The sequence below is a fragment of the Heyndrickxia sp. FSL W8-0496 genome, assembly GCF_038007825.1.
GTDB classification, from domain to species: Bacteria; Bacillota; Bacilli; order Bacillales; family Bacillaceae_C; genus Heyndrickxia; species Heyndrickxia oleronia.
This window is the reverse complement of record NZ_JBBOXX010000001.1, coordinates 2,251,190-2,273,771: the sequence shown is the minus strand read 5'-3', so window position 1 is coordinate 2,273,771 and position 22,582 is coordinate 2,251,190. Positions and strand designations below refer to the sequence as shown.

General features: G+C 34.1%; 17 protein-coding genes. 7 read left to right on the top strand and 10 right to left on the bottom strand.

The features are described from left to right. Nucleotides 1-21: 21 nt before the first annotated feature. The 4 genes from mprF to NST63_RS11445 form a co-directional block, all read right to left on the bottom strand. Nucleotides 22-2,550, bottom strand: coding sequence for a bifunctional lysylphosphatidylglycerol flippase/synthetase MprF (gene mprF / locus NST63_RS11460; protein ID WP_212945220.1), 2,529 nt, complete (start codon nt 2,548-2,550; stop codon nt 22-24). Between the two features lie 191 nt (nt 2,551-2,741). After that, nucleotides 2,742-3,713 (bottom strand): oxygen-dependent tRNA uridine(34) hydroxylase TrhO, encoded by a 972-nt coding sequence (trhO, locus tag NST63_RS11455; RefSeq protein WP_212945219.1) that lies wholly within the window; start codon nt 3,711-3,713, stop codon nt 2,742-2,744. A 181-nt stretch (nt 3,714-3,894) separates the two neighbouring features. Next, a complete protein-coding gene (locus NST63_RS11450) occupies nt 3,895-4,866 on the bottom strand; it encodes a lysylphosphatidylglycerol synthase domain-containing protein (protein WP_212945218.1) in 972 nt (323 codons plus the stop codon). Nucleotides 4,867-5,040: 174 nt separating this feature from the next. Next, complete coding sequence (locus NST63_RS11445) at nt 5,041-7,230, bottom strand: DNA topoisomerase III (protein WP_341042160.1); 2,190 nt, start codon at nt 7,228-7,230, stop codon at nt 5,041-5,043. A gap of 140 nt (nt 7,231-7,370) precedes the next feature. Between NST63_RS11445 and NST63_RS11440 the strand changes: the two genes are divergently transcribed. Beyond that, complete coding sequence (locus tag NST63_RS11440; protein WP_212945216.1) at nt 7,371-7,613, top strand: hypothetical protein; 243 nt, start codon at nt 7,371-7,373, stop codon at nt 7,611-7,613. On the opposite strand, the gene NST63_RS11435 is transcribed toward NST63_RS11440, so the two are convergent. Beyond that, nucleotides 7,614-8,846 carry an MFS transporter gene (locus NST63_RS11435; RefSeq protein WP_341042159.1) on the bottom strand — a complete coding sequence of 411 codons (1,233 nt, stop codon included), beginning with the start codon at nt 8,844-8,846 and terminating at the stop codon, nt 7,614-7,616. A 143-nt stretch (nt 8,847-8,989) separates the two neighbouring features. On the opposite strand from NST63_RS11435, the gene NST63_RS11430 reads away from it, so the two are divergent. Both NST63_RS11430 and NST63_RS11425 read left to right on the top strand, forming a co-directional pair. Next, on the top strand, nt 8,990-9,118 hold the full coding sequence (locus tag NST63_RS11430; protein WP_071974936.1) for a YuzL family protein: 129 nt from the start codon (nt 8,990-8,992) through the stop codon (nt 9,116-9,118). Between the two features lie 72 nt (nt 9,119-9,190). Beyond that, nucleotides 9,191-9,433 (top strand): YkuS family protein, encoded by a 243-nt coding sequence (locus NST63_RS11425; protein ID WP_058004391.1) that lies wholly within the window; start codon nt 9,191-9,193, stop codon nt 9,431-9,433. A 27-nt stretch (nt 9,434-9,460) separates the two neighbouring features. On the opposite strand, the gene NST63_RS11420 is transcribed toward NST63_RS11425, so the two are convergent. Then, nucleotides 9,461-10,405, bottom strand: coding sequence for a hypothetical protein (locus NST63_RS11420; RefSeq protein WP_341042156.1), 945 nt, complete (start codon nt 10,403-10,405; stop codon nt 9,461-9,463). 289 nt (nt 10,406-10,694) lie between these two features. Here NST63_RS11420 and ric point away from each other — a divergent pair, with 289 nt between their 5' ends. Beyond that, the gene (gene ric / locus NST63_RS11415) at nt 10,695-11,399 is read left to right on the top strand and encodes an iron-sulfur cluster repair di-iron protein (protein WP_436580478.1); all 705 of its coding nucleotides are present in this window, start codon (nt 10,695-10,697) and stop codon (nt 11,397-11,399) included. A 448-nt stretch (nt 11,400-11,847) separates the two neighbouring features. Here ric and mobB read toward each other — a convergent pair whose 3' ends face one another. The 4 genes from mobB to NST63_RS11395 form a co-directional block, all read right to left on the bottom strand. Next, nucleotides 11,848-12,354 (bottom strand): molybdopterin-guanine dinucleotide biosynthesis protein B, encoded by a 507-nt coding sequence (gene mobB / locus NST63_RS11410; protein WP_341042155.1) that lies wholly within the window; start codon nt 12,352-12,354, stop codon nt 11,848-11,850. Continuing rightward, complete coding sequence (locus NST63_RS11405) at nt 12,321-13,613, bottom strand: molybdopterin molybdotransferase MoeA (protein ID WP_341042154.1); 1,293 nt, start codon at nt 13,611-13,613, stop codon at nt 12,321-12,323. Before NST63_RS11405 ends, mobB begins: the two co-directional genes overlap by 34 nt. A 16-nt stretch (nt 13,614-13,629) precedes the next feature. Further along, nucleotides 13,630-14,643 (bottom strand): GTP 3',8-cyclase MoaA, encoded by a 1,014-nt coding sequence (gene moaA, locus NST63_RS11400; protein ID WP_078110814.1) that lies wholly within the window; start codon nt 14,641-14,643, stop codon nt 13,630-13,632. A gap of 140 nt (nt 14,644-14,783) precedes the next feature. Further along, nucleotides 14,784-16,283 carry a nitrate/nitrite transporter gene (locus NST63_RS11395; RefSeq protein WP_071974939.1) on the bottom strand — a complete coding sequence of 500 codons (1,500 nt, stop codon included), beginning with the start codon at nt 16,281-16,283 and terminating at the stop codon, nt 14,784-14,786. A 275-nt stretch (nt 16,284-16,558) separates the two neighbouring features. On the opposite strand from NST63_RS11395, the gene NST63_RS11390 reads away from it, so the two are divergent. The 3 genes from NST63_RS11390 to narH all read left to right on the top strand — a co-directional run bounded on the left by NST63_RS11390 (nt 16,559) and on the right by narH (nt 22,553). Further along, a complete protein-coding gene (locus NST63_RS11390; RefSeq protein ID WP_058004465.1) occupies nt 16,559-17,260 on the top strand; it encodes a Crp/Fnr family transcriptional regulator in 702 nt (233 codons plus the stop codon). Nucleotides 17,261-17,413: 153 nt separating this feature from the next. Beyond that, nucleotides 17,414-21,094, top strand: a complete 3,681-nt coding sequence (locus NST63_RS11385; protein WP_341042153.1) for a nitrate reductase subunit alpha — start codon at nt 17,414-17,416, stop codon at nt 21,092-21,094. Then, nucleotides 21,084-22,553, top strand: a complete 1,470-nt coding sequence (gene narH / locus NST63_RS11380; RefSeq protein WP_212945209.1) for a nitrate reductase subunit beta — start codon at nt 21,084-21,086, stop codon at nt 22,551-22,553. Before NST63_RS11385 ends, narH begins: the two co-directional genes overlap by 11 nt. The last annotated feature ends 29 nt before the right edge of the window (nt 22,554-22,582 follow it).

Here is a 22,582-nt window from a genome sequence, read left to right as displayed (position 1 = left end):
GAAATAAAAAAACACCCCGTTTTATTGAACGGGGCGTTTTTTTGAAATAAGTAGGGCTATTTGTGCCATGGTAATTGGTAAGGATGTTTTTTTACGGTAAGCCAAATATTTCGGTTCCCAATAATTGGCATACTTTTCTTTAAACCTCTTAAGGCCTTTAAAATGATAAACAAAATTACCATGCGTATAAATTTGCGAGGCTATTTTTTCTCCAGTAAAAGAATATTTGGACAAGCCAACATTAGCAAGAGGCGCCATCCCTAAATTATAACGTTCATAACCGTTCATTTTGCCCCATTCAATCACTCCTAAAAATAGAAAATCCATGGTTCCAGGTGGTGCTTCTGGTAAATATCTCATTAAATCAATAGATAAAGTTGTTTGCTGATCATATACTGGCATTATACTTGCAAATGCAATTGTATGATTTTCAGCATCATTAAGAATAGCTATTGGAGCCTTATTTAAATAATCCTCGTCATAATAGCCTAATGAAAATCCTTTCTCTTTCTTTTCACCTAGCCATTGATCAGATATATTTTTGAGTATGCTAAACTGTTCAGCGGAAAAAGGTGGTTCAATGATTTTGAATGTATACCCTTCCTTTTCGAACTTATTCTTTGTAGCACGAAGACCTTTCATTTTACTTCCTGTTAAAGTAAATGACTGTATATCAACAAACGCCTCTTCACCAAGTTTAAAGAAGTCATAACCATTTTCATGTAATTTTGGTAATAGTTCTTTCGTCACTTGATAATATGCAGGTGTATATCCATACAAATCAGCAAAATCTTGAAATTCTTCAATAGAATGAAGGATCTCATCCTTCTTACCAATTGGATCCCCTAAAATAACAAGCTTATCAGCATATTTTTGATACATAAACATAACTTGTCCGGTTTCATTCCAAAACACCTTTTTATCATTTAAGAAAACAAGATGCGATAGAACAGATCCCCCATACTTTTCAAGATGTGCTTTTACTTTTTCTTTTTCAATTGGAAAAAATTCAAGTGTTCGTGGTTTTATAAATAAGTATGTACAGAACATGATGATCGCTGCAATAACTAAACCAATGATTGCACTAATAATTAAGTCACCTGCATCCACAATCATATATTTACGAATAAAGCTTGGAATTTTCAACTTGCTGTCTGGCAAATTATAATAACCGATGATGATATAAAGAAAAGTGAAAAAAAGAATTACACAAAAATCAAATAATGCCCTTCCCCATGTTATTACAAAATTTATTCGATAAAAACGTTTCTTTGAAATAACGAGCATTAATGCAACAAAACTTAAATAAATAGTTTCCTCATAATCCAATCCCTTAACAAGACAAAGGATTGATGCACTGATTAAAACAATTAATGTCGAGTAATATGCCCATCTAACTTTATATTCAATACCACGGGAAAGAAGTATTAACAAAAATCCTGAAACGATTGTTAACTGATGTGAAAAGTCCATTAAGGGAGAGGATAGAAAACCCCTTAAAAATTTTATTCTATCTAGTACTCCAGGTAATGAAGCAGACAAAAGTAGGATAATCCCTGATAAAAAAACAAGAAGACTTAAGACCATATGACTAACATTTTTTGTTATTGTGTAAAAAATTTGTTTATATTGTATGTCAAGTAAATTCCAAAAGTGACGGCCAAATAATAAAACGGCTATTAAAAATGGGATAATATAGTAACTCACACGATATAAAAGTAATATAAGTAAAACCTGTTCAGATGGAATATGATAAAATTCAAATCCCATTAAAAGAACTAGATCGAATGAGCCTAATCCCCCTGGAATCATACTTATAATTCCAGCACAAGCTGCAACAATAAAAATTGGGAACAAATGTCCAAAACTAATTTGAACATGAAGCAATCTCGCAATTAGATAAAATAAAACGAGCGATCCCATCCATTCTAGCAACGATATAACCATTAATTCTAATAAATAGTTGTTTTTAAATGAAAAATCCTTGTTTTTAAGATTTTTGAGTTTAAAACTAATTAATAGAAACGGGATGTATAAAGCAATTACCCACACAACGATTTTTAGCCATTTCATTTCTTCAAGAAAAGTCGGTTTAAATATTCCTAATGCAACGAACCAGCATAAAATAGAGACCCCAGATAAATAGAATATCGAAACCTTCGCTATACTTTTAATAATAGCGTCCTTTTCCTTATAGTGGTCTTTGTAAAAGTACCCTCTTAGGCTTAAACCAATTACACCACCAAAACCAAGAAAATTGGAAAATGTATTAACAATCCATGAATAAGATAGAATCTTTTTAAATTGTAACTTCAAATTTAATAATTTACATAGGATGATATCGTAAAATAGCATTGGAGATACTGCGATAATCCCAAGTAAAAAAATAAGCAATAATTTAGATAAATTTAGTTCTGAAATATTATTTTTTAACAAATCAATATTAAAATCCTTCACCATACTTTTAGATTCAAATAAAATTAAAACTAAAAGTATGATTGGAAAGGCTATTTTTAATATTGATAATAACTTTCTTTTGTTAAGATTCATATTTACACCAGCTTTCCAACACTCACCTTTTCGGTCTATTTTACCTACCTTTTTTCCATTTATTTTCTTTCAATTTACTAATACTATTCATTATTCTTAATATATGTATATACTGACTATTTTTTCAGTTAAAGGATTACAAAAAAACAACCCAAGTATTGCTACTTGAGTGTTTTTTGGTTTTTATCCTATTATCTTTGCGAAACCGTTTCTTCCTCTTCAATCTTTTGAAGTCTTTCCGCTACTTCCTCTTTAGTTAAACCATGTTCTTTGATATAAAGATTTCTAGGATGTACACGACAGTCATGTGAACAACTTCTTAAATATTTATGCTCGTTTTCCTCAGAACATAGCATTTGACGATTACATTCTGGATTTGCACAATTAACATATCGTTCACATGGTTCCCCAGTAAAGTAATCCTTACCGACAATTACATGCTCTTTATGGTTAATTGGCACAGCAATGCGCTCATCGAAGACATAACATTGACCATCCCAAAGTTCACCTTGTACTTCTGGATCTTTACCGTAAGATACGATCCCTCCATGAAGTTGTGCAACATCTTCGAATCCTTCTCTAACTAACCAACCAGAAAACTTCTCACAACGGATACCGCCAGTACAGTAAGTCAAAATCTTCTTGCCTTCAAATTTTTCTTTGTTTTCACGAACCCAGTTAGGAAGATCTCTAAATGTTTCTATATCAGGACGAATGGCTCCTTTGAAATGACCAAGATCATATTCATAATCATTTCTAGCATCTAGAATAACAGTATCTTCATCTTGCATAGCCTCATAAAATTCTTTTGGACTATAATATTTACCAGTTAATTCATTTGGATTTATATCATCTTCTAAGCGAAGCGTAACTAACTCTTTTCTTGGTCTAACATGCATTTTTTTAAATACGTGCTTATCAGCTTCATCCACTTTAAATACAATTCCATCAAATCGTGGATCATTTTTCATCATTTCCATATATTGATTTGTTTGTTCTACCGGACCTGAAAGTGTACCATTAATCCCTTCATTGGCCACTAGAATTCTTCCTTTTAACCCTAAATCTTTGCAATATGCCAGATGCTGCGCAGCATATTCTTCAGGATTTTCAATTTTTGTGTAGAAGTAATACAATAATACTCGGTATGGTTTTTCACTCATTTTTTATTACCACCTGTCAATTTATATTTGCAAGATATAAATGTACTTAGGTTGTATAGTTTATACACTTGTCTCTTACAATAGATTATTGTATACAAATTATCTCACTTCTGCAAGGAGAATTTTATATTTAAATAATATGTTCTGTTATAAAAATAGGGAAAGTTATTTATAAAAACATTTATGAATTTACGGATTGAGGTTCAGTTTTTTGATTTTTTCCTTTTACTAAATAATGAATAAACTGATTTAATATACGTGTTCCAAATAATCCACACCCAATAATAAATGGAATAAAATAATAGCAAATTCTAAATAAAAGTAAAACTAATAATGCCGTTTCTGAAGGTATGTGATGGTATTGGAATCCCATTAATAAGATAAAATCAAATGAACCTATTCCCCCTGGTAACATGCTAAGAAACCCAGCACAAGTTGCAATACTATAAATAGGGAAAAGTTGAATTAATTGAATGTGAATACTTAGTAAACGAGCAATAACAAAAATGAGTAAAAGTGAACCAATTTTCTCAAATATGGAAACAATGATTAATGAGAATATTTTACTTTGTCTAAACGAAAACCTTCGATTATTTCGATTTTTAAGTTTAAGGCTTAATAATATAAAAGGAATATACATGGCAAGAAACCAAACAGCAATTTTTAACCATTTCATATTCGTCAAAAATGTGGGTTTGATCATACCTACAGCAGTAATTAAACAAAATATTGATGTACCTGATAAATAAAAAACAGAAACCTTTGCAATGTTTTTTATAATTAGCGATTTTTCCTTTACATAATTTTTAAAAAAGTAGGTTCTTAAACTTAAACCGATCGCCCCACCAAATCCGAGAAAATTAGAAAAACTATTAATGATCCATGCCAAGCTGAACAACTTTTGCACTTTTATTTTTAAATTTAAAATTTTACATAGAATAACATCATAGAATAATGTTGGAGCCATGGCGACTAATCCTACTATAATAATAAAAATTAATTTTAGTGGGGTTAACTCAATAAAATGGCTTTTTAACAAATTGAAATCAATTGATTTTACCATATTTTCTGATTCAATAACGATTAAAAACAATATTGAAACAGGAAAAAGAATTTTAAAAACTAATAGCCAATTTTTTTTGTTTAATTTCACATATTCACCGCTTCTCCATTGAATGAGCAATAGCGCTAATAAGCTTTTCTATTGCTTAGCACTTTGATGTATTAATAATTTTGAACAAGAGAATATTTTACCTAAGTTTATTTATAAGTTCAAGAATAAAACTACAAAAAAGAGACAACCTTTTTGAATTGCCTCTTTTATGGATTAATCGAACTTCAAGCCTTTTAATGCATCTTTAAATGCATTATTTAAAGGCTCTTCACTTTTTTGCTGATTTTTCATGTATTTTTGTACTTCATGTTTCGATACTTTACCACGGGATTCCTTTTTACGACGTGCTTCAAATGCTGATAATTTTTCACGGTGTCCACATTGACATGCAAAAATTTGCCCTTCACCTTCGCCACGTATCTCTAGCTTTTTATGACATTTAGGGCATCGAGCGTTCGTCAAACGTGAAACATTTTTTCTGTGACCACATTCTCTATCTTGACATACAAGCATCTTCCCCTTTTTCCCATTGACCTCGAGCATTGGTTTTCCACAGTCAGGACAATTTTTGGTTGATATATTATCATGCTTGTATTTTTTGTTACTTGCTTTGATTTCTGCCACGATTTCTTTCGTGTAATTTTTCATTTCCTTGATAAATACATCTTTTTTCAGCTTTCCATGAGCAATACGATCTAGTTTTTGTTCCCACTCTGCTGTTAAGGTAGGAGATTTAAGCTCTTCAGGGACAAGATCCAATAATTGAATTCCCTTTGAAGTAATATGAATATCTTTGCCACGCTTTTCGATTAAGAATGAATTAAATAGCTTATCAATAATATCTGCTCTCGTAGCAACCGTACCTAAACCACCTGTTGATTTTAATGTATCTGCCAATTGTTTATTTTGAGTATCCATATACTTCGATGGATTTTCCATAGCTGAGAGTAATGTAGCCTCATTGAATCGTGCAGGTGGTTTTGTTTGTCCCGATGTTTGCATAATTACTTTTATTTTTAATTGATCACCTTTATTCATTTGAGGCAATTTTTGTTCTTTCAGATCATCTTTTGTTTCATCATCATCAAAATGATTTTCATAAACCTCTTTCCACCCATTTGATAGAATGGTTTTTCCTCTTGCAATAAAATTCTCATCATCAATTTTTGCATGCAAGGTTAATTGCTCATATGTGAATGCAGGAAATAATACTGCCAGAAATCTTTTTACAACTAAATCGTAGATTTTCCGTTCTTTATCTGTAAAGGCAGATAGATTCACATAGCTTTCAGTCGGAATAATTGCATGATGATCTGACACTTTACTATCATCAACAAATGCTTTGTTCGCTTTTATTGGATTTTTGAGCACCTTATTCGCTAATGAACGATACTCACCAATCCCACATGCTTTTAAGCGCTCGGGAAGGGTAGCAACAATATCAGATGATAGATAACGTGAATCGGTACGTGGATAGGTTAAAACCTTATGCTGTTCGTAAAGCTTTTGCATTATATTTAGCGTCTCTTTAGCAGAATAACCAAAAATTTTATTCGCATCACGCTGTAGCTCTGTTAAATCATAAAGGCCAGGTGAAAAAGATTTTTTCGATTTCTTATCAATTTCAGTTACAACCGCATTTTGTTTACCTAGTTTTTTTACAATTGTATCTATTTTCTCTTTATCAAAGCTACGCCCATTCCCTTTTTTATCTTGCCATGTCAATTTAATATGATCGATCGTTTGGGCTTCAATCCCATAATAAGTTTGTGTTTTAAAGTTTTTGATTTCTTCCTCTCGTGCTGCAATCATTGCAACAGTAGGTGTTTGTACACGTCCACAGTTTAACTGAGCATTAAAGCGAGTCGTTAATGCACGAGTAGCATTTAAACCAATATACCAATCAGCCTCTGAGCGTGCGACTGCAGAAGCATATAGATTATCATATGCTGAACCTTGCTTTAAATTTGCAAAGCCATCTTTAATCGCTTTATCCGTAACAGATGAGATCCATAATCGTTTAATCGGTTTTTTTACTTTTACTTTATCAATAATCCAACGTGCGACCAACTCTCCCTCTCTTCCAGCATCGGTCGCAATAATAATTTCTTTAATATCCTTTCTAATTAATTGACTTTTTACCGCGTTATATTGTTTTCCAGTCTGCTTGATAACAGTTAATTTTAATCGTTCGGGTAGCATCGGTAAATCATCTAAATTCCATTTTTTATATTTAACATCGTAGCTTTCTGGGTCCGCAAGTGTGACTAAATGTCCAAGTGCCCAAGTAACGATATATTTGCTACCTTCTAGATATCCGTTTCCTTTTTTATTACAATTCAGTACACGTGCAATATCACGTGCTACCGAAGGTTTTTCAGCAATTACAACACTTTTTTCCATAATCTATACATCCTTTCGCTCTACCTAATTTAATATACCATACTCGTAAAAACTTCGCGATTGAGCATAATTACATGTTTATTAGAGAAAATATAGTCTTATAGAAAAAGTTTTGTTAAAGTAAAGATGAGGTGATTATAATGGGAAAAAGCTTAGCAAAAAAGAAAAGAGATAAGTTAATTAGAGAAGGCAGGAGAAACCCTGAAGAAAATCGAAGTTTCTTTGCGTTTGCAGATTTACGTTCAAGAAGGACAAAAACGAAAGCAGAGACACTTCAAAAACAAAAACATAAAAACCGATTATCTAATCAATATGATGAAGATAATCGGTTTTTTACGTTTAAATTAACTAAGGATATGATCAATAGAATAAGTAAGAATTAATTACCTTGTTTGTTCATTCAATTCCTTCACCTTTTCATCTTTTGGAAGTAAAAACGTCAGTAAACCTAATAATGGTAAAAAACTACATAAAATCATTACAAATTTAATGCTAAAGAAATCGGCAAGATTTCCATATAATACCGAACCAATTGCTCCCATTCCAAAAGCAAGCCCCACAATTAACCCTGATACCATGCCAATCTTATTTGGCATTAATTCCTGAGCATAAACAACAGTTACACTAAAGCTAGATGTAATAATGAAGCCGATTAGGAAAAACATCGGAATGACTAAAAATAGCGGTACATAAGGTAACATCATTGCGAGTGGTGCCGCCCCCACAAGAGAAAATAAAATAATATTTCGTTTTCCAAATCTGTCGGCTAATGGACCACCTAAAAATGTACCAATGACACCTGCAATCATAAAAATAAATATATAGATCTGTGCCCCTTGAACACTAATGCCATAATCCTCAATTAAATAAAATTGATAAAAATTCGATATGCCAGCTGAATACCATGATCTAGCGAAAACGATAAATACCAATAAAATCATTGCACCAATTAATTTTGGATGAATCCGCTGTTTGGTAGTTGAAGCCACTATTTTTTTCTTTATTTGAGCTCCAAAAGAAATCTGTTGTTTGTACCATTTAGATACAAAAATTAATAATATAATTCCCATTGCTGCAACAAAGGTGAAAGATAATATTCCCTTTTGTCCAAAAGGATAAAAAATAAGTGCAGTAAAAACTGGTGCAAGTGATTGACCAAAATTCCCACCAACCTGATAGATTGATTGAGCAAGACCTCTCTTTTCTCCTGCAGCCATATATGCTACCCTTGAGCCTTCCGGATGAAATACAGCTGATCCGATTCCAATAAAAAAGACAGAACAAAGGATAATGTAAAAATTAGGAGATAACCCAAATCCAATTAGTCCAAGCATACTCATAAACATACCTAGTGGAAGTAAAAATGGTCTCGGTCGTTTATCAGCATACAGCCCAAAAACCGGCTGCATTACGGATGAGGTCATATTAACAACAAAGGCAATCCAACCAATTTGAGAATAGGAAAGGCTAAGTGTTTTTTCCAAGATAGGAAACATTGCGGGAACTACTGCTTGAATTGAATCATTAAAAAAATGACCAGCACCAATTGCAAATAGTATCCCATAAATAGTTGGAATACCGGTACCATGAGCTTGCTTTTTCGCAATAACTGCCATAAATGATAACTCTCTCTTTCCGTTGAAATATATTTTATTTTCTCATTATACACTTTTTTCTATTTACGAAATGTTTTTTCTGCGATTTTTTTACATACATTATTGGTCGGCAAGGAAATAATAAAAATGGAGGTGAGAGTAGAATGGGCAAACGAAAAAAAGATCCATCAAAAACAGGATTAAGTAACCCAAATGTGAAAGGGCAAGGAACAACTACGGTAGAAACTGGAGAAATCAAAGCGGATGCTTCTCGCAAAAAACACGGAAGATAACAATAGAAAATTGTTTGGAATGATTTTGATATCAATTAGACATTCTAACTTATACATAGGAGGTGTTGAATAGTGGCAAAAATTGGAGTAGAACAATCATTATCAAATGTTTCACAAGCACTTAAAGAAAAGGGTTATGATGTTGTCGAATTAAAAAATGAAAATGATGCAAAAGGTTGCGATTGTTGTGTAGTCACTGGTGGTGACAACAATGTGATGGGTATTCAAGATGTAATTATTGATGGTTCAGTTATTGATGCAACTGGTCTATCTGCAGAAGAAATCTGCAAGCATGTGGAAAGTAGACTACCATAAAAAAAATTGGTGACCGCATTCGTACGGTCACCTACCTTCTAAATACTGATTCTCGGTATGACGATTTTGATTACGCAAACAAAAGTATTTCAACGTAAAATTATCTTTAATATATAAAATGATTTCAATCATCAATAATAAAATGACAACTACAACACCATATTTCACCAATGCTTTATGAATGACTAAAAAAGATGTAGAAAGAAAATGTACTGGTAATTTTATAGTAAATGCCAAAAACATCCCAAATGTAAAATTACGTGTCCATTGTGATACATGATACTGAAATAGTCCTTTTCTAAATCCTAAATATTTTGCCCTCATAACCGCTCGATAGATTTCAATAAATTCAACTAAGAAAAAACACACTAGGACCCAGAACCAAATAGCAATTATTATTTTTTCACCAATAACTCCAGAGGTAATTCCTGCTAAACCAGTAATCGACATTGCCCCATGTATAACACAATTCGTATTGTACCAATCCTGTTTAATATCCATTACTTTATATGTCGCTAAATACCTCTTTACTATTATCGATAAACTAACAAAATAAAATAAGATTCCTAAATAAAAGAATCCCTGATTGATCATTTTTAAATTATTGGTTGTTCCAAATATCGTGGATAAACCTATTACTATTGATTGCGTACTGACTGTAGAAAGTAAAATAATCCCATGTGTTTGTTTATAGGAATCAGATTTTAACAGTTTACTAAAGTTCTTTATACAGAGAATACAAAAAATAGCCCACAATACACCATTTACACTTATCACAATCTCTGGTATGACTTTAACTTCAGGAATTTGATTAAACATGATGGTAGAACAAACAGATGTACCAGCAATCCAAGTTCCAATAGCAAAGCTTTGAATTTCATTTTGTCGATGTAATAGTTTAAAAGTATGATTAAAGACACTTTTCAAGAAAGAACCTGAAATGACCATCCATGCGATGATTAGAAACCACACGAACCATTTATATTCTGTAAAACTTTTAATAAAGTAATGGGGAATAAATCATATTCAAAAATTCCTATAGCCATTACTATTGCACCCGCTGCAGTTGCTGAAGGCTTTCTATGAAAAAAGAAATACTTGAAAAGCAACATAATCATAAGAAGTAATAAAAAAGCCAAAAGTTTTCAACTCCAATACTAATATATTGTATCAGATTTTTGTTGTTATGTGATATCCATCACTGCTATTTTCCTTGATTTTTACTAACATATTCTTATAAATATGAAAGGAAGTGACGATCATGTCACCATTTACTATTGATAACAAAGTAGGTGAAGTGGTTACTGTTTTTCCAAAAGCTAGTGATATTTTCAAATCAAACCGCATTGATTTTTGCTGTGGTGGTAATCTTACGATTAAAGAAGCGGCTGCTAAACAAATGATTTCCGCAGAGCAATTAATTACACAATTAAATATATTGTACAAACAGTCGAATCCTAATAATGATTACATCAATTGGAAAGAAAAGAGCTTCAGCCATATCGTCCATTATATTGAAGAAACACATCATCAATATTTAAAGGAAGAGTTACCTCAGCTTACCCCCTATATTACAAAGGTCTATAAAGTACATGGAAACAAGCATCATCATCTTGAAAAAGTAAATACTTTGTTTCAGCAATTAAAAACTGAGCTTTTAGAACATTTAATGCTAGAAGAAGACACACAGTTTCCTTTAATAAAAGAATATGATCGTCATCCAACTCATGAAACACTAGAAAGAGCTGTTTCGCAATTAGATCGTTTAGAAAAGGATCATCAAAATGTGGGTAACATATTAAAAGAATTAAGAAAGGTTACAAATAACTATCACTTACCAGAAGGAGCTTGTAGGACCTTCCAACTCGTATATAAACGACTTGAGCATTTAGAAGAAGACACATTGAGCCATATTCACATCGAAAATAATATCTTATTTAAGCGGCTTATTAATCTACATGCTTAAAAATGTAAGGCTGTTTTCGTATAGTTTGTTGCCTTCATAAAAACCTAAGGCCGGCTTTTACACCCAATAAAGGATTCAGCGATTCTTATGGAAATTGCCGCTCTTTTCTCAGTGAAATGATAGAGTAGCAGTTTTCAGTCGCTAGTTATTCGTTAAAACTTTACTGAAATAGCAACAATGTTTGAGAAAAGAGCCAAATGTAAAAAGGTCTGATCCAAACATCTTTTCGTGTTTGTAAGGGAATACACTTAAAGATATTGGATTAGACCTTTTTCTATTTATAATATAAGATGCTTTCTTATCAGTTTATTGCTTTCGTGAAATCACATCTGATGATGACCTTAGCATTTCCTGTAGGGTTGAACAGCTTCTTCTTAATAAAACGGGCTTTAACCATCTCCATTAGTTGAAACTTTACCTAAATAGCAACAATGTACGAGGAAAGTGCCTAATTATATTGAGTAAAAAGCCATTTAATAAATTCTTCCTTTTGTTTTATTGAAAAAATTTTATACGGGTAGGTATTTTTCAAAGGCACCCACGTAAGAATAGCTTGAATATTGCTCAACTGATCTAGTAGGTAAGTATCTTCCTCACCTCTTATTAATACGGCTTTCGGATAATCCTCATACTTATACCCTTCAATCAAAATGAAATCGAGTGAAAAGTTCTCGTAAAATTGAATAATATCTACTAGTGACCAATTTAGATTTTGCTTAAGTAGTACTAACTCCCCTTCTCCTTCACACGCAACCATGCTAGCTCCAGCGTTTACATGCTTGTCCGTATCTTTTTCATCCACTCTCTTTCTTGGTTTCCCCCCATGTCCGTGATGCTTTATCGTTCCTACCTTAAGATCATGTTTACTCCAATAATTTATAATGCCTTCCATTAATGTGGTTTTTCCACTATTTTGAAACCCTACAATTTGGTAGACCTTTCTATCTCTATCCATGGTTCTTCACTTCCTATTTGATCGTCTATTAGTAAGATATCCACTAGATCATCCTTTGAATAGCCTCTTGTGCTTCCTGGCAATACCATTAAGCAATCGGCCCAAGCGATTGAAGTGACTACATTCGATTTATCTAATCCAACGGGTTCAACTAAGCATCGATTACCCTCATAAGTAAGTTTACTTCTTACAAATCGATTAAATGGATTTGCCTTTGGAAAATCTGTTTGTAATCTCGCCTTCGCTTTCCTTAAATATGGCTTTTGTGAATACAACCAATAACGAATAATAGGTCGAACATATAATTCGAAACCTACATAACATGCCGAAGGATTTCCTGATAATCCGTACAAAAATTTCCCCTTGCAATTTGCTACAGTTGTTACACTTCCAGGTCTCATTGCAATTTTATTGAATAGAACTTTTGCTCCTAGTTTCTCATATATGTGCGGTAGCAAATCATAATCACCGACAGAAACGCCGCCAGTTGTTATGACCAAATCGCATTCATCTAAAGCTTGTTTTACCACACTTAATAGTGATTCTATTTCATCTACCTGGTTTTCATATCTTTTATATATGGCACCTGACCGAAGTATTTGTGATTCTACCATGTACCCATTACTATTACGAATCTTTCCAGGGACTAATGGCTCATTCACCTTAAGCAGTTCAGTTCCTGTAGCAATAACGCCTACCACTGGTTTTCTAATAACAGGAACTTTGTCATATCCAAATGTTGCTAACAATGCTTTTACTCCAGGATTAATCATCATCCCTTTTTCTATCAAGGTTTGTCCTTGTTTAGCATCCTCACCTTGAAAGGAAATATTTTCACCCGGTTTTAGTTTCCTCTTAATCGAAATATAATTCTTATGATTTATTTGTATTTCCTTTACCAGTTCAAGCATAATGACACAATCAGCACCAGTCGGAATAGCCGCACCAGTCATGATACGGACGGCCTGAAACGGACCAATATTTTTAAAACTAACCTGTCCAGCACCGATTTCATCAATAATTTCAAATTGAATAGGATTACTTTGATTTGCCAAATAGGTGTCCTTTGAACGAATGGCAAAGCCATCATAGGGTGATCGATTAAATGGTGGAACATCATGATCTGCACAAATATCTTCACCTAAAAATCGATCATCACATTCATCAATTGAAACCCATTCAATCTCCCCTCTGCATTTCCATTCCATGACTAACTCAATCGCATCTTTTATTCTAATAGGCTTGCGTCGTTCCACCATATTAAATCTCCCTTCCCTATCCTCCAATATAGGACATTTCTATTTTATTTTTCTTTGCATTTCCATTGCTCATGCGCTCATCAGAATACCGATCGTTTCGATGATTCCAAATAGAGATAATTTGAGATTGTATAAATTCATTACTACTTTTATTGCGGAGCATAGACTTCAAATCAAATCCTTTTCCGGCAAATAAACAGGTGTACAACTTTCCGTCTGCTGATATTCTAGCTCTTGTACAACTTGTACAAAAAGATTCGGAAACCGAAGTTATAAAACCAATTTCTGCTTGTTTATCTTTATATTTATAGCGTTTAGCAACTTCTCCAAAATAAGCTTCATCCACTGGTTCTAAATCAAATTCCTGCGATAGCATGTGATATATTTCTTTTTTCGGTATGACCCGTTCGAAATTCCATCCATTTGAATTACCGACATCCATAAACTCGATAAATCTTAGTGTGACACCTTTTTCTCGAAAATATCTTGCCATAGGAATAATTTCTTGATCATTCACTCCTTTTTGAACAACCATATTTATCTTTATATGAAAACCTGCTTTTAACGCTGCATCAATTCCTTTTAAGACAATTTTTGAACTGACACCTCGACCATTTAACGCTTGAAATACTTCATCATTTAATGCATCAAGACTTATATTTAACCGTCTCAAGCCAGCTTGATATAAGCTTTCAGCATGCTTTGAAAGAAAAACTCCATTTGTCGTTAAACCAATATCAGTTATTCCGTTTATATTTACTAATTTCCTAATGAGATCTTGGAGATTTTGTCGAAGCAGTGGCTCCCCACCTGTTAACCGGATTTTCTTCACACCTAATCTAGCAAATATATTCGCTAATCGTTCAATTTCTTCAAAAGATAATACTTGATCTTTCGGTAGAAAAGCATAATCTGGACCAAACACCTCTGCAGGCATACAGTAGCTACAGCGAAAATTACAACGATCTGTTACAGAAATTCTCAGATCATGTAATGGTCGATTCAATTGATCTCTGATTATTTCGTCCATATTCCCATCTCCTTAAACACACCCCATTTTAACAAACAGGAGAGTTCATCCTACTTATATATTAACAGTTTTAAAAATGAAATCTTTTAAAAAAATAATATATTTCTTAAAAAATGACAGGGAGGCACATTGGCCTCCACTTAAGCTTTATGATGTTTAATTTCAGTAAACATTCCCACATAATATTTTGTTTCACCCGCTGTATTTTGAACAGGGCTAATTGTCAACCATTCTAAATATATTTCACCATTTTTTCTTTTATTCCAAATCTCCCCTTTCCAATAACCATTTGTTTTAATAGATACCCACATCTTTTCATAAAATTTTTTATCATGTTTTCCTGATTGAATAATTTTTGGTGTTTTTCCTATAACCTCACCCATCGTATATCCTGTTACCATAGTAAAGGCAGGATTTACTCTTGTGATAGTCCCCTGTAAATCTGTTACCATTACTCCTTCAATGGTATGATCAACAATATTTTGTGATAATTCAAGCTTTTCTTGATGATACATCCAAACGACAATTATAAGACAAGCAAGGGCGACTTGTGACAGCGCCATAAATCCAATTGAATAATTTCCAGTCATATTAAATAAGAAAGAAAGAATTAATGGTGGAAAGAAACCACCTAACCCCCCCATTGCGGAAACGACACCATTGACGATCCCCGCTTGTTCAGAAAAATAAAGAGGAACGAGTTTGAAGATGGTACCATTTCCTATCCCTGCTCCAATGGCTATCACGATACACCCAATAGAATACAGTGTTAGTGTAGGTGTAAAGGCTAATAATAACCCTGCTACAGTTAATCCCGCAAATACACATATTAATATTTTAAAGGAATTAAATTTATCTCCTAACCATCCTCCTACTGGCCGTAAAAATGTTGCAATCGCAATAAAGCCGGCAGTTCTAAATCCAGCATCTACCTTATCTAATCCGAAATGCCCTACTAAAAAGTTCGGTAAATAAATCGTGAATGCTACAAAAGATCCAAAAGTTAAAAAGTAAAACAAACTTAAAAACCAAAGCTTTTGATTGTCATATACTTTTCTAAACTGTTCACTGAAAGATACTTTCATTCTTTTTTCTTTTTTATCCCCAAAGATAAAATTAAGTACGGCAAATAATAGAAGTAAAATAATGTACAATTGAACGGTAGTTTGCCAACCAAATTTAATAGCAAGTACTGGTGCTAAAAATGTAGTAATTGCTGTTCCAATATTTCCCGCTCCATATATTCCATTAACAAATCCGTGTCTTTCCTTGGGGAAATATTTAGGCAATGATGTAACTCCAACCGAAAACACAGCTCCACCAATCCCAATAAATAATCCTCCAATAATTAAATCTAAAAAACTATTTGCATAGCTTATATAAACGGCTGGTATGATAAGAAGAATAAAGCTTGTAGTAAATAATGCTCGTGAACCAAAACGATTTGTCCAAAATCCAATGGGAATTCTTAATAATGATCCTAAAATAACTGGAACTGCCGTTACAAGGGCAATCTGGTTATCTGTTAAAGCAATATCCATTTTAATAAACGACATTAAAGAAGATAAGATAACCCATATCATAAAGCCCATAATTAAACTCAATGTCTGAAGTGGTAATTGTTTTTTTCCGGAATGCATAAAGAGTACCCCTTTCTATATTTTTTTCCATTGCATGTATTCATCATAAAAAAATGAAATCTATTAAGATGTGATGTTTTTCACATAAAGATTATTTTTTTCATATTTTTGTATTTTTTAAGTACAGCAGTTATTTAATGCAATTTTCCAATTATTAACTATAATAAAAAAATACTTTTTTCAAAATTTATCCTTGATTAGACCTATACTTTTTTATGCTTAAAGAGTAAGTTATAGGTAACACAACACAATTTAAAAGGGTGATACGGTTGAAAATAGAACAAAAACCAATTAAACCTACACATTCCATTAAAATAAATGAATTAATCAAGTTTTCGGAAAAAACGATAAAAATAACGAAGGGAAATTATTTATTTCAAGAAGGAATGACAGCAGAAGGTCTCTATATCATCATCTCCGGAAAGGTTCAAATAAGTAAGATTACTTCAGACGGGCAAGAATTAACCTTTAGAATATGTAGTCAGGATGATATTGTAGGTGAAGCGATTCTTTTTTCTTATTCTTCAAGATACCTATTAACTGCTAAGGTAATTGAGGATGGCGAAGTAGCTCTCATCAGAAAAGATATATTAGAGGATGAACTGTTTAAAAATAGCTCACTTGCCTTTGAATTTATGAAATGGATGAGTGATCAATATCGGAAAACACAGACAAAATTTCGAGATCTTATTCTTCATGGTAAAAAAGGTGCTTTGTTTTCTACTTTAATTCGAATGACTAACAGTTATGGCGTACAACAGCGCAATGGAATTCTCATTGATTTACCTATTACAAATCAGGAACTGGCAAACTTCTGTGGTACCTCTCGAGAAAGTGTCAATCGTGCATTAAGCGAATTAAAAAAAGACGGGATCTTATCAACGAATAAAGGAAAAATTACGATACATAATTTACAGTATTTAAAAGATGAAATTTGTTGTGAAGACTGTCCAGCTATCTATTGCAATATTGAATAATCATTAGGTGTTAAAGCATGAATTTCATGCTTTTTTTTTGTTTGAAATTGTATATGTCTTTTTCGTGAAGTGTGATGAACTTCACAACTTCATCACATTTCAATGTTTATAGTGTAGGTATCAATACATTATTTCACATAAGGAGTGAAGCAAATGCCACGAAAAAGATCACCATTAACTAATCGGTTACGCTACTTTTCTCCCACCGAAAAACTGAATGATAATCATAGTGAAGTTCGCGAAGGAAATCGTGAATGGGAGGAAGTTTATAGGAGAAGATGGCAATATGACAAGGTCATTAGATCCACTCACGGTGTGAACTGTACTGGCTCATGTAGCTGGAACATTTTTGTTAAAGATGGAATCGTTACATGGGAAGGTCAAAATTTAAATTACCCTACTACAGGACCAGATATGCCTGACTTTGAACCACGAGGCTGTCCACGTGGTGCCAGCTTCTCATGGTATATATATAGCCCATTACGAGTGAAATACCCTTACATCCGAGGAGTTTTATTACTCATGTGGCGTGAAGCGCTTCAAGCACATTCCAACCCTCTTGAAGCATGGAAAAGTATCATTGAGGATAAAGAAAAAGCGAAGCAATATAAAGAAGCTAGAGGAAAAGGTGGATTTATGCGAGCAGACTGGGAAGAAGCATCCATGCTTGTCGCTGCCTCCCTTCTCTATACGGTTATAAAATATGGACCTGATCGCAATATTGGCTTCTCTCCAATTCCAGCCATGTCTATGCTTAGTTACGCTGGAGGATCAAGGTTCATGCATCTGATGGGTGCCCCAATGTTGAGCTTTTATGATTGGTATGCAGATTTGCCGCCTGCGTCCCCACAAATTTGGGGTGATCAAACGGATGTACCAGAAAGCAGTGATTGGTATAATTCAAGCTACATTATTACATGGGGTTCAAATATTCCTTTAACTCGCACTCCTGATGCTCATTTTCTAGCGGAAGCACGGTACCGTGGGGCAAAAGTAATTTCTTTGAGTCCTGACTATGCTGAATCAACCAAATTTGCGGATGATTGGTTAAGTGTGAAACAAGGTACTGATGGTGCTGTTGCTATGGCTATGGGCCATGTCATCTTGAATGAATTCTATGTGCAAAATCAAGTAAATTATTTCTCTAATTATGTGAAGAAATACACAGACTTTCCTTTTCTCGTAACATTAAAGAAACAAGATGAGGGGTATATTGCCGACCGATTTTTAAATGCCAACGATATTGGCAGATCCACTAAAAATGGTGAATGGAAGCCTGTTCTCATGAATGATAGGTCACAAAAAATTGCTGTTCCAAATGGCACAATGGGTTCTCGCTGGGAAAACAACAGAAAATGGAATTTACACCTACAGGATGAGGATTCCAATGAAGTGATCGATCCTAGACTTTCATTACTTGGTATAGAAGAAAAATGTGTAAAGTTATTTATCCCTTACTTTGGTGAAGGTGACACAAATGCTATGGAGCGCGTCGTCCCCATTCAAAAGATAAAGCATGACGGAGAAATCATTTATTACACCACTGTCTATGATTTAATGCTGGCTAACTATGGAATCGACCGAGGAATTGGTGGGATGGTTGCAAAAAGTTACGATGATGATGTGCCCTTTACTCCAAAATGGCAAGAAAAGATTACTGGTGTGAAAAGTGAGCAAATCATTAAGATTGCCCGTGAGTTTGCACAAAATGCGATTGATACGAACGGAAGATCAATGATCATTGTCGGCGCTGGAATAAACCATTGGTTTCATTCTGATACAATTTATCGAGCTGTTTTAAATCTCGTTCTTCTCGTTGGAGCAGAAGGAGTTAACGGTGGAGGTTGGGCCCATTATGTAGGTCAAGAAAAATTGCGTCCTGTTGAAGGCTGGCAAACTATTGCTATGGCACGTGATTGGCAAGGACCACCTAGATTACAGAATGGTACTTCCTTCTTTTACTTTGCTACCGACCAGTGGCGCTATGAAGATATACCAGTTTCAACCCAAGTATCACCTGTATATGGGAAGCCAAGATATGAGCATAACGCTGATTATAATGTAATGGCAGCAAGACTAGGCTGGCTCCCTTCGTATCCAACCTTCAATGCAAATAGTTTGGAACTGTTTAAGCAAGCAAAACATGCAGGGAGTCATACAGGATCTGAAATTGCGCAATATATCGCCAAACAATTAAAGGATCGAAAATTACAATTTTCTATTGAAGATCCAGATAATGAAGTGAATTTTCCCCGCAATTTAATTGTATGGCGTGCCAATTTAATCTCAAGTTCGGGAAAAGGACATGAATATTTTTTAAAGCACTTATTAGGTGCAACAAATGGTCTATTAAATGATGATTCAGATAGTATTAGGCCAGAAGAAATTCATTGGCGCGATCAAGCACCTGAAGGAAAACTAGACTTGCTGATCAATTTAGATTTTCGAATGGCTGGAACTGCACTTTATTCTGATGTAGTCCTGCCGGCATCAACATGGTATGAAAAACATGATTTGAGCAGTACAGACATGCATCCCTTCGTTCATCCGTTTAATCCGGCAATCTCCTCACCTTGGGAGGCAAAATCGGATTGGGATATTTTTAATAGACTTGCAATGGCAGTTTCTAAGCTTGCTAAAGATATTGATTTAGAGCCTCTTAATGATATCGTTGCTACTCCATTGCAGCACGATACTCAACAAGAACTAGCACAGCCATTAGGAAAAATAAAAGATTGGTCAAAGGATGAATGCGAACCAATACCAGGCAAAACGATGCCACAAATTCATGTGGTTGAACGAGATTTTCGTCTCATCCATGAAAAAATGAAAGCTCTTGGTCCAAATGTTAAAAATCAACCAATGGGTACAAAAGGAATTTCCTGGTCTGTTGAAGATGTATACGAAAAGTTAAAAAAAGTTAATGGAACCATTAAGGATGGCATTGGAGATGAATGTCCAGATATTAGCAATGCTTTTAAAGCTTCTGAAGCTGTTCTCATGCTCTCCTCTACCACAAACGGAAAGCTTGCAGTGAGAGCATGGGAATCTTTAGAAAAGCAAACGGATTTACATTTACGTGATTTAGCAGAAGAGCGTGAGGAGGAATGCTTTAATTTTGAACAAATTACAGCTCAACCGAAAACTGTCATCACCTCACCCGCTTTTAGCGGATCTGAAAAAGGTGGCAGACGTTACTCACCATTTACGACTAATATTGAAAGATTGATTCCTTTTAGGACGATTACGGGTAGACAATCCTTCTATATTGACCATGAAATGATGAGCGAATTCGGAGAAAACCTAGCTACGTTTAAACCAATTTTGCAACATCAACCATTTACAGATAAACGTCCATCAGTTAAAGGAAAAGAAATTACATTAAATTATTTAACACCACATAATAAATGGTCTGTTCATAGTATGTATTTCGATTCCCAACCAATGTTAACACTCTTCCGTGGTGGACCTACTGTTTGGATGAACAAGGACGATGCAGATGATGCGGAAATTGGAGATAACGATTGGATCGAATGCTTTAATCGAAATGGAGTAGTTGTTGCACGTGCCGTTGTCTCACATCGTATTCCACGAGGGATGGCTTTTATGCATCATGCACAGGATCGGCATATTAATGTTCCTGGTACAAAGCTAACCCAAAATCGAGGTGGTACACATAATAGCCCTACGAAAATTCATGTTAAGCCTACACATATGATTGGCGGGTATGCTCAGCTTAGTTATGGATTTAATTACTATGGACCAACTGGTAACCAAAGGGATTTAAATGTAGTTATTCGCAAGTTAGAGGAGGTTGATTGGCTTGAAGATTAAAGCTCAAATCGGAATGGTCATGAATTTAGATAAATGTATTGGTTGCCATACTTGTAGTGTAACATGTAAAAACACCTGGACAAACCGTCCAGGTGCAGAATACATGTATTTCAATAACGTAGAAACAAAGCCGGGTATTGGCTATCCCAAAAAGTGGGAAGATCAGGAAAAATACAAAGGTGGATGGGAGAAAAGAAATGGAAAACTTCAGTTAAAATCAGGAACAAAATTCAATCGTTTAACGCATCTTTTTTATAATCCTTATCAGCCTACGATTGATGACTATTATGAGCCTTGGAGCTATGATTATGAAACATTAACTAATAGCCCTCAAAAAAAACATCAGCCGGTTGCACGTCCAAAATCTAATCTTTCAGGTGAATACATGGAAATATTATGGGGGCCCAATTGGGAAGATGATTTAGCTGGGGCACATATTACTGCTCATGAGGATCCAAATGTACAAAACATGGAAGAAAAAATAAAAACAGAATTTGAAGATGTATTTATGATGTACTTACCTAGAATTTGTGAGCACTGTCTGAATCCTGCATGTGTGTCTTCCTGCCCTTCTGGTGCTATGTACAAAAGAGATGAAGATGGAATTGTTCTTGTTGACCAAAACGCTTGTAGAGCTTGGAGACATTGCGTCAGCTCATGTCCATATAAAAAGGTGTATTTTAACTGGCAGACGAATAAGGCGGAAAAGTGTACCCTCTGTTTTCCGAGATTAGAAGCTGGATTGCCAACGATTTGCTCAGAAACATGTGTTGGGAGAATTCGCTATTTAGGTATTATGCTTTATGATGCCGATCGTGTAAAAGAAGCTGCTTCAGAAGAGAACATACATGATTTATATCAATCACATTTAGATATTTTTCTAGATCCAAATGATCCTGAGATTATTAAACAAGCAAAAGCAGAAGGAATTCCTGAAGATTGGCTGGAAGCTGCCCAAAAATCTCCTTTATATAAAATGATCATTGAATGGAAAATTGCCCTTCCCCTTCATCCGGAATATCGTACTTTACCTATGGTTTGGTATATTCCTCCGCTAAGTCCAATCATGAATACCATTGAAGGAGTTGGCAGCAATATAGATGCAGATGAGATTTTTCCTGCGATAGATAATATGAGAATACCTATCGAATACTTAGCCAATCTGTTGACTGCAGGCGAACAAACACATATTCGAAATGCACTCAAAAAGATGGCCGTCATGCGGACATATATGAGAGCAGTCCAAACAAATAAACCACCAAATTCAACATTACTGAATGAAATCAATCTAACTAAACAACAAGTGGAAGATATGTATCGACTTCTAGCAATTGCCAAATTCAATGACCGCTTTGTCATCCCACCATCCCATAAAGAAGATATTTCAAATCTTTATATGGATCAAGGATCATGTGGACTTGACTTTGCTGGTGGCCCCGGTAAATGTATAACATTATAAATTTTTATTTAATAAAGGAGGTATGCTAG

Coding starts and splice junctions, on each gene's coding strand:
- mprF (WP_212945220.1), bottom strand. CDS start 2,550: ATGAATCTTAACAAAAGAAAGTTATTATCAATATTAAAAATAGCCTTT.
- trhO (WP_212945219.1), bottom strand. CDS start 3,713: ATGAGTGAAAAACCATACCGAGTATTATTGTATTACTTCTACACAAAA.
- NST63_RS11445 (WP_341042160.1), bottom strand. CDS start 7,230: ATGGAAAAAAGTGTTGTAATTGCTGAAAAACCTTCGGTAGCACGTGAT.
- NST63_RS11440 (WP_212945216.1), top strand. CDS start 7,371: ATGGGAAAAAGCTTAGCAAAAAAGAAAAGAGATAAGTTAATTAGAGAA.
- NST63_RS11435 (WP_341042159.1), bottom strand. CDS start 8,846: ATGGCAGTTATTGCGAAAAAGCAAGCTCATGGTACCGGTATTCCAACT.
- NST63_RS11430 (WP_071974936.1), top strand. CDS start 8,990: ATGGGCAAACGAAAAAAAGATCCATCAAAAACAGGATTAAGTAACCCA.
- ric (WP_436580478.1), top strand. CDS start 10,695: ATGTCACCATTTACTATTGATAACAAAGTAGGTGAAGTGGTTACTGTT.
- mobB (WP_341042155.1), bottom strand. CDS start 12,354: ATGGATAGAGATAGAAAGGTCTACCAAATTGTAGGGTTTCAAAATAGT.
- NST63_RS11405 (WP_341042154.1), bottom strand. CDS start 13,613: ATGGTGGAACGACGCAAGCCTATTAGAATAAAAGATGCGATTGAGTTA.
- moaA (WP_078110814.1), bottom strand. CDS start 14,643: ATGGACGAAATAATCAGAGATCAATTGAATCGACCATTACATGATCTG.
- NST63_RS11395 (WP_071974939.1), bottom strand. CDS start 16,283: ATGCATTCCGGAAAAAAACAATTACCACTTCAGACATTGAGTTTAATT.
- NST63_RS11385 (WP_341042153.1), top strand. CDS start 17,414: ATGCCACGAAAAAGATCACCATTAACTAATCGGTTACGCTACTTTTCT.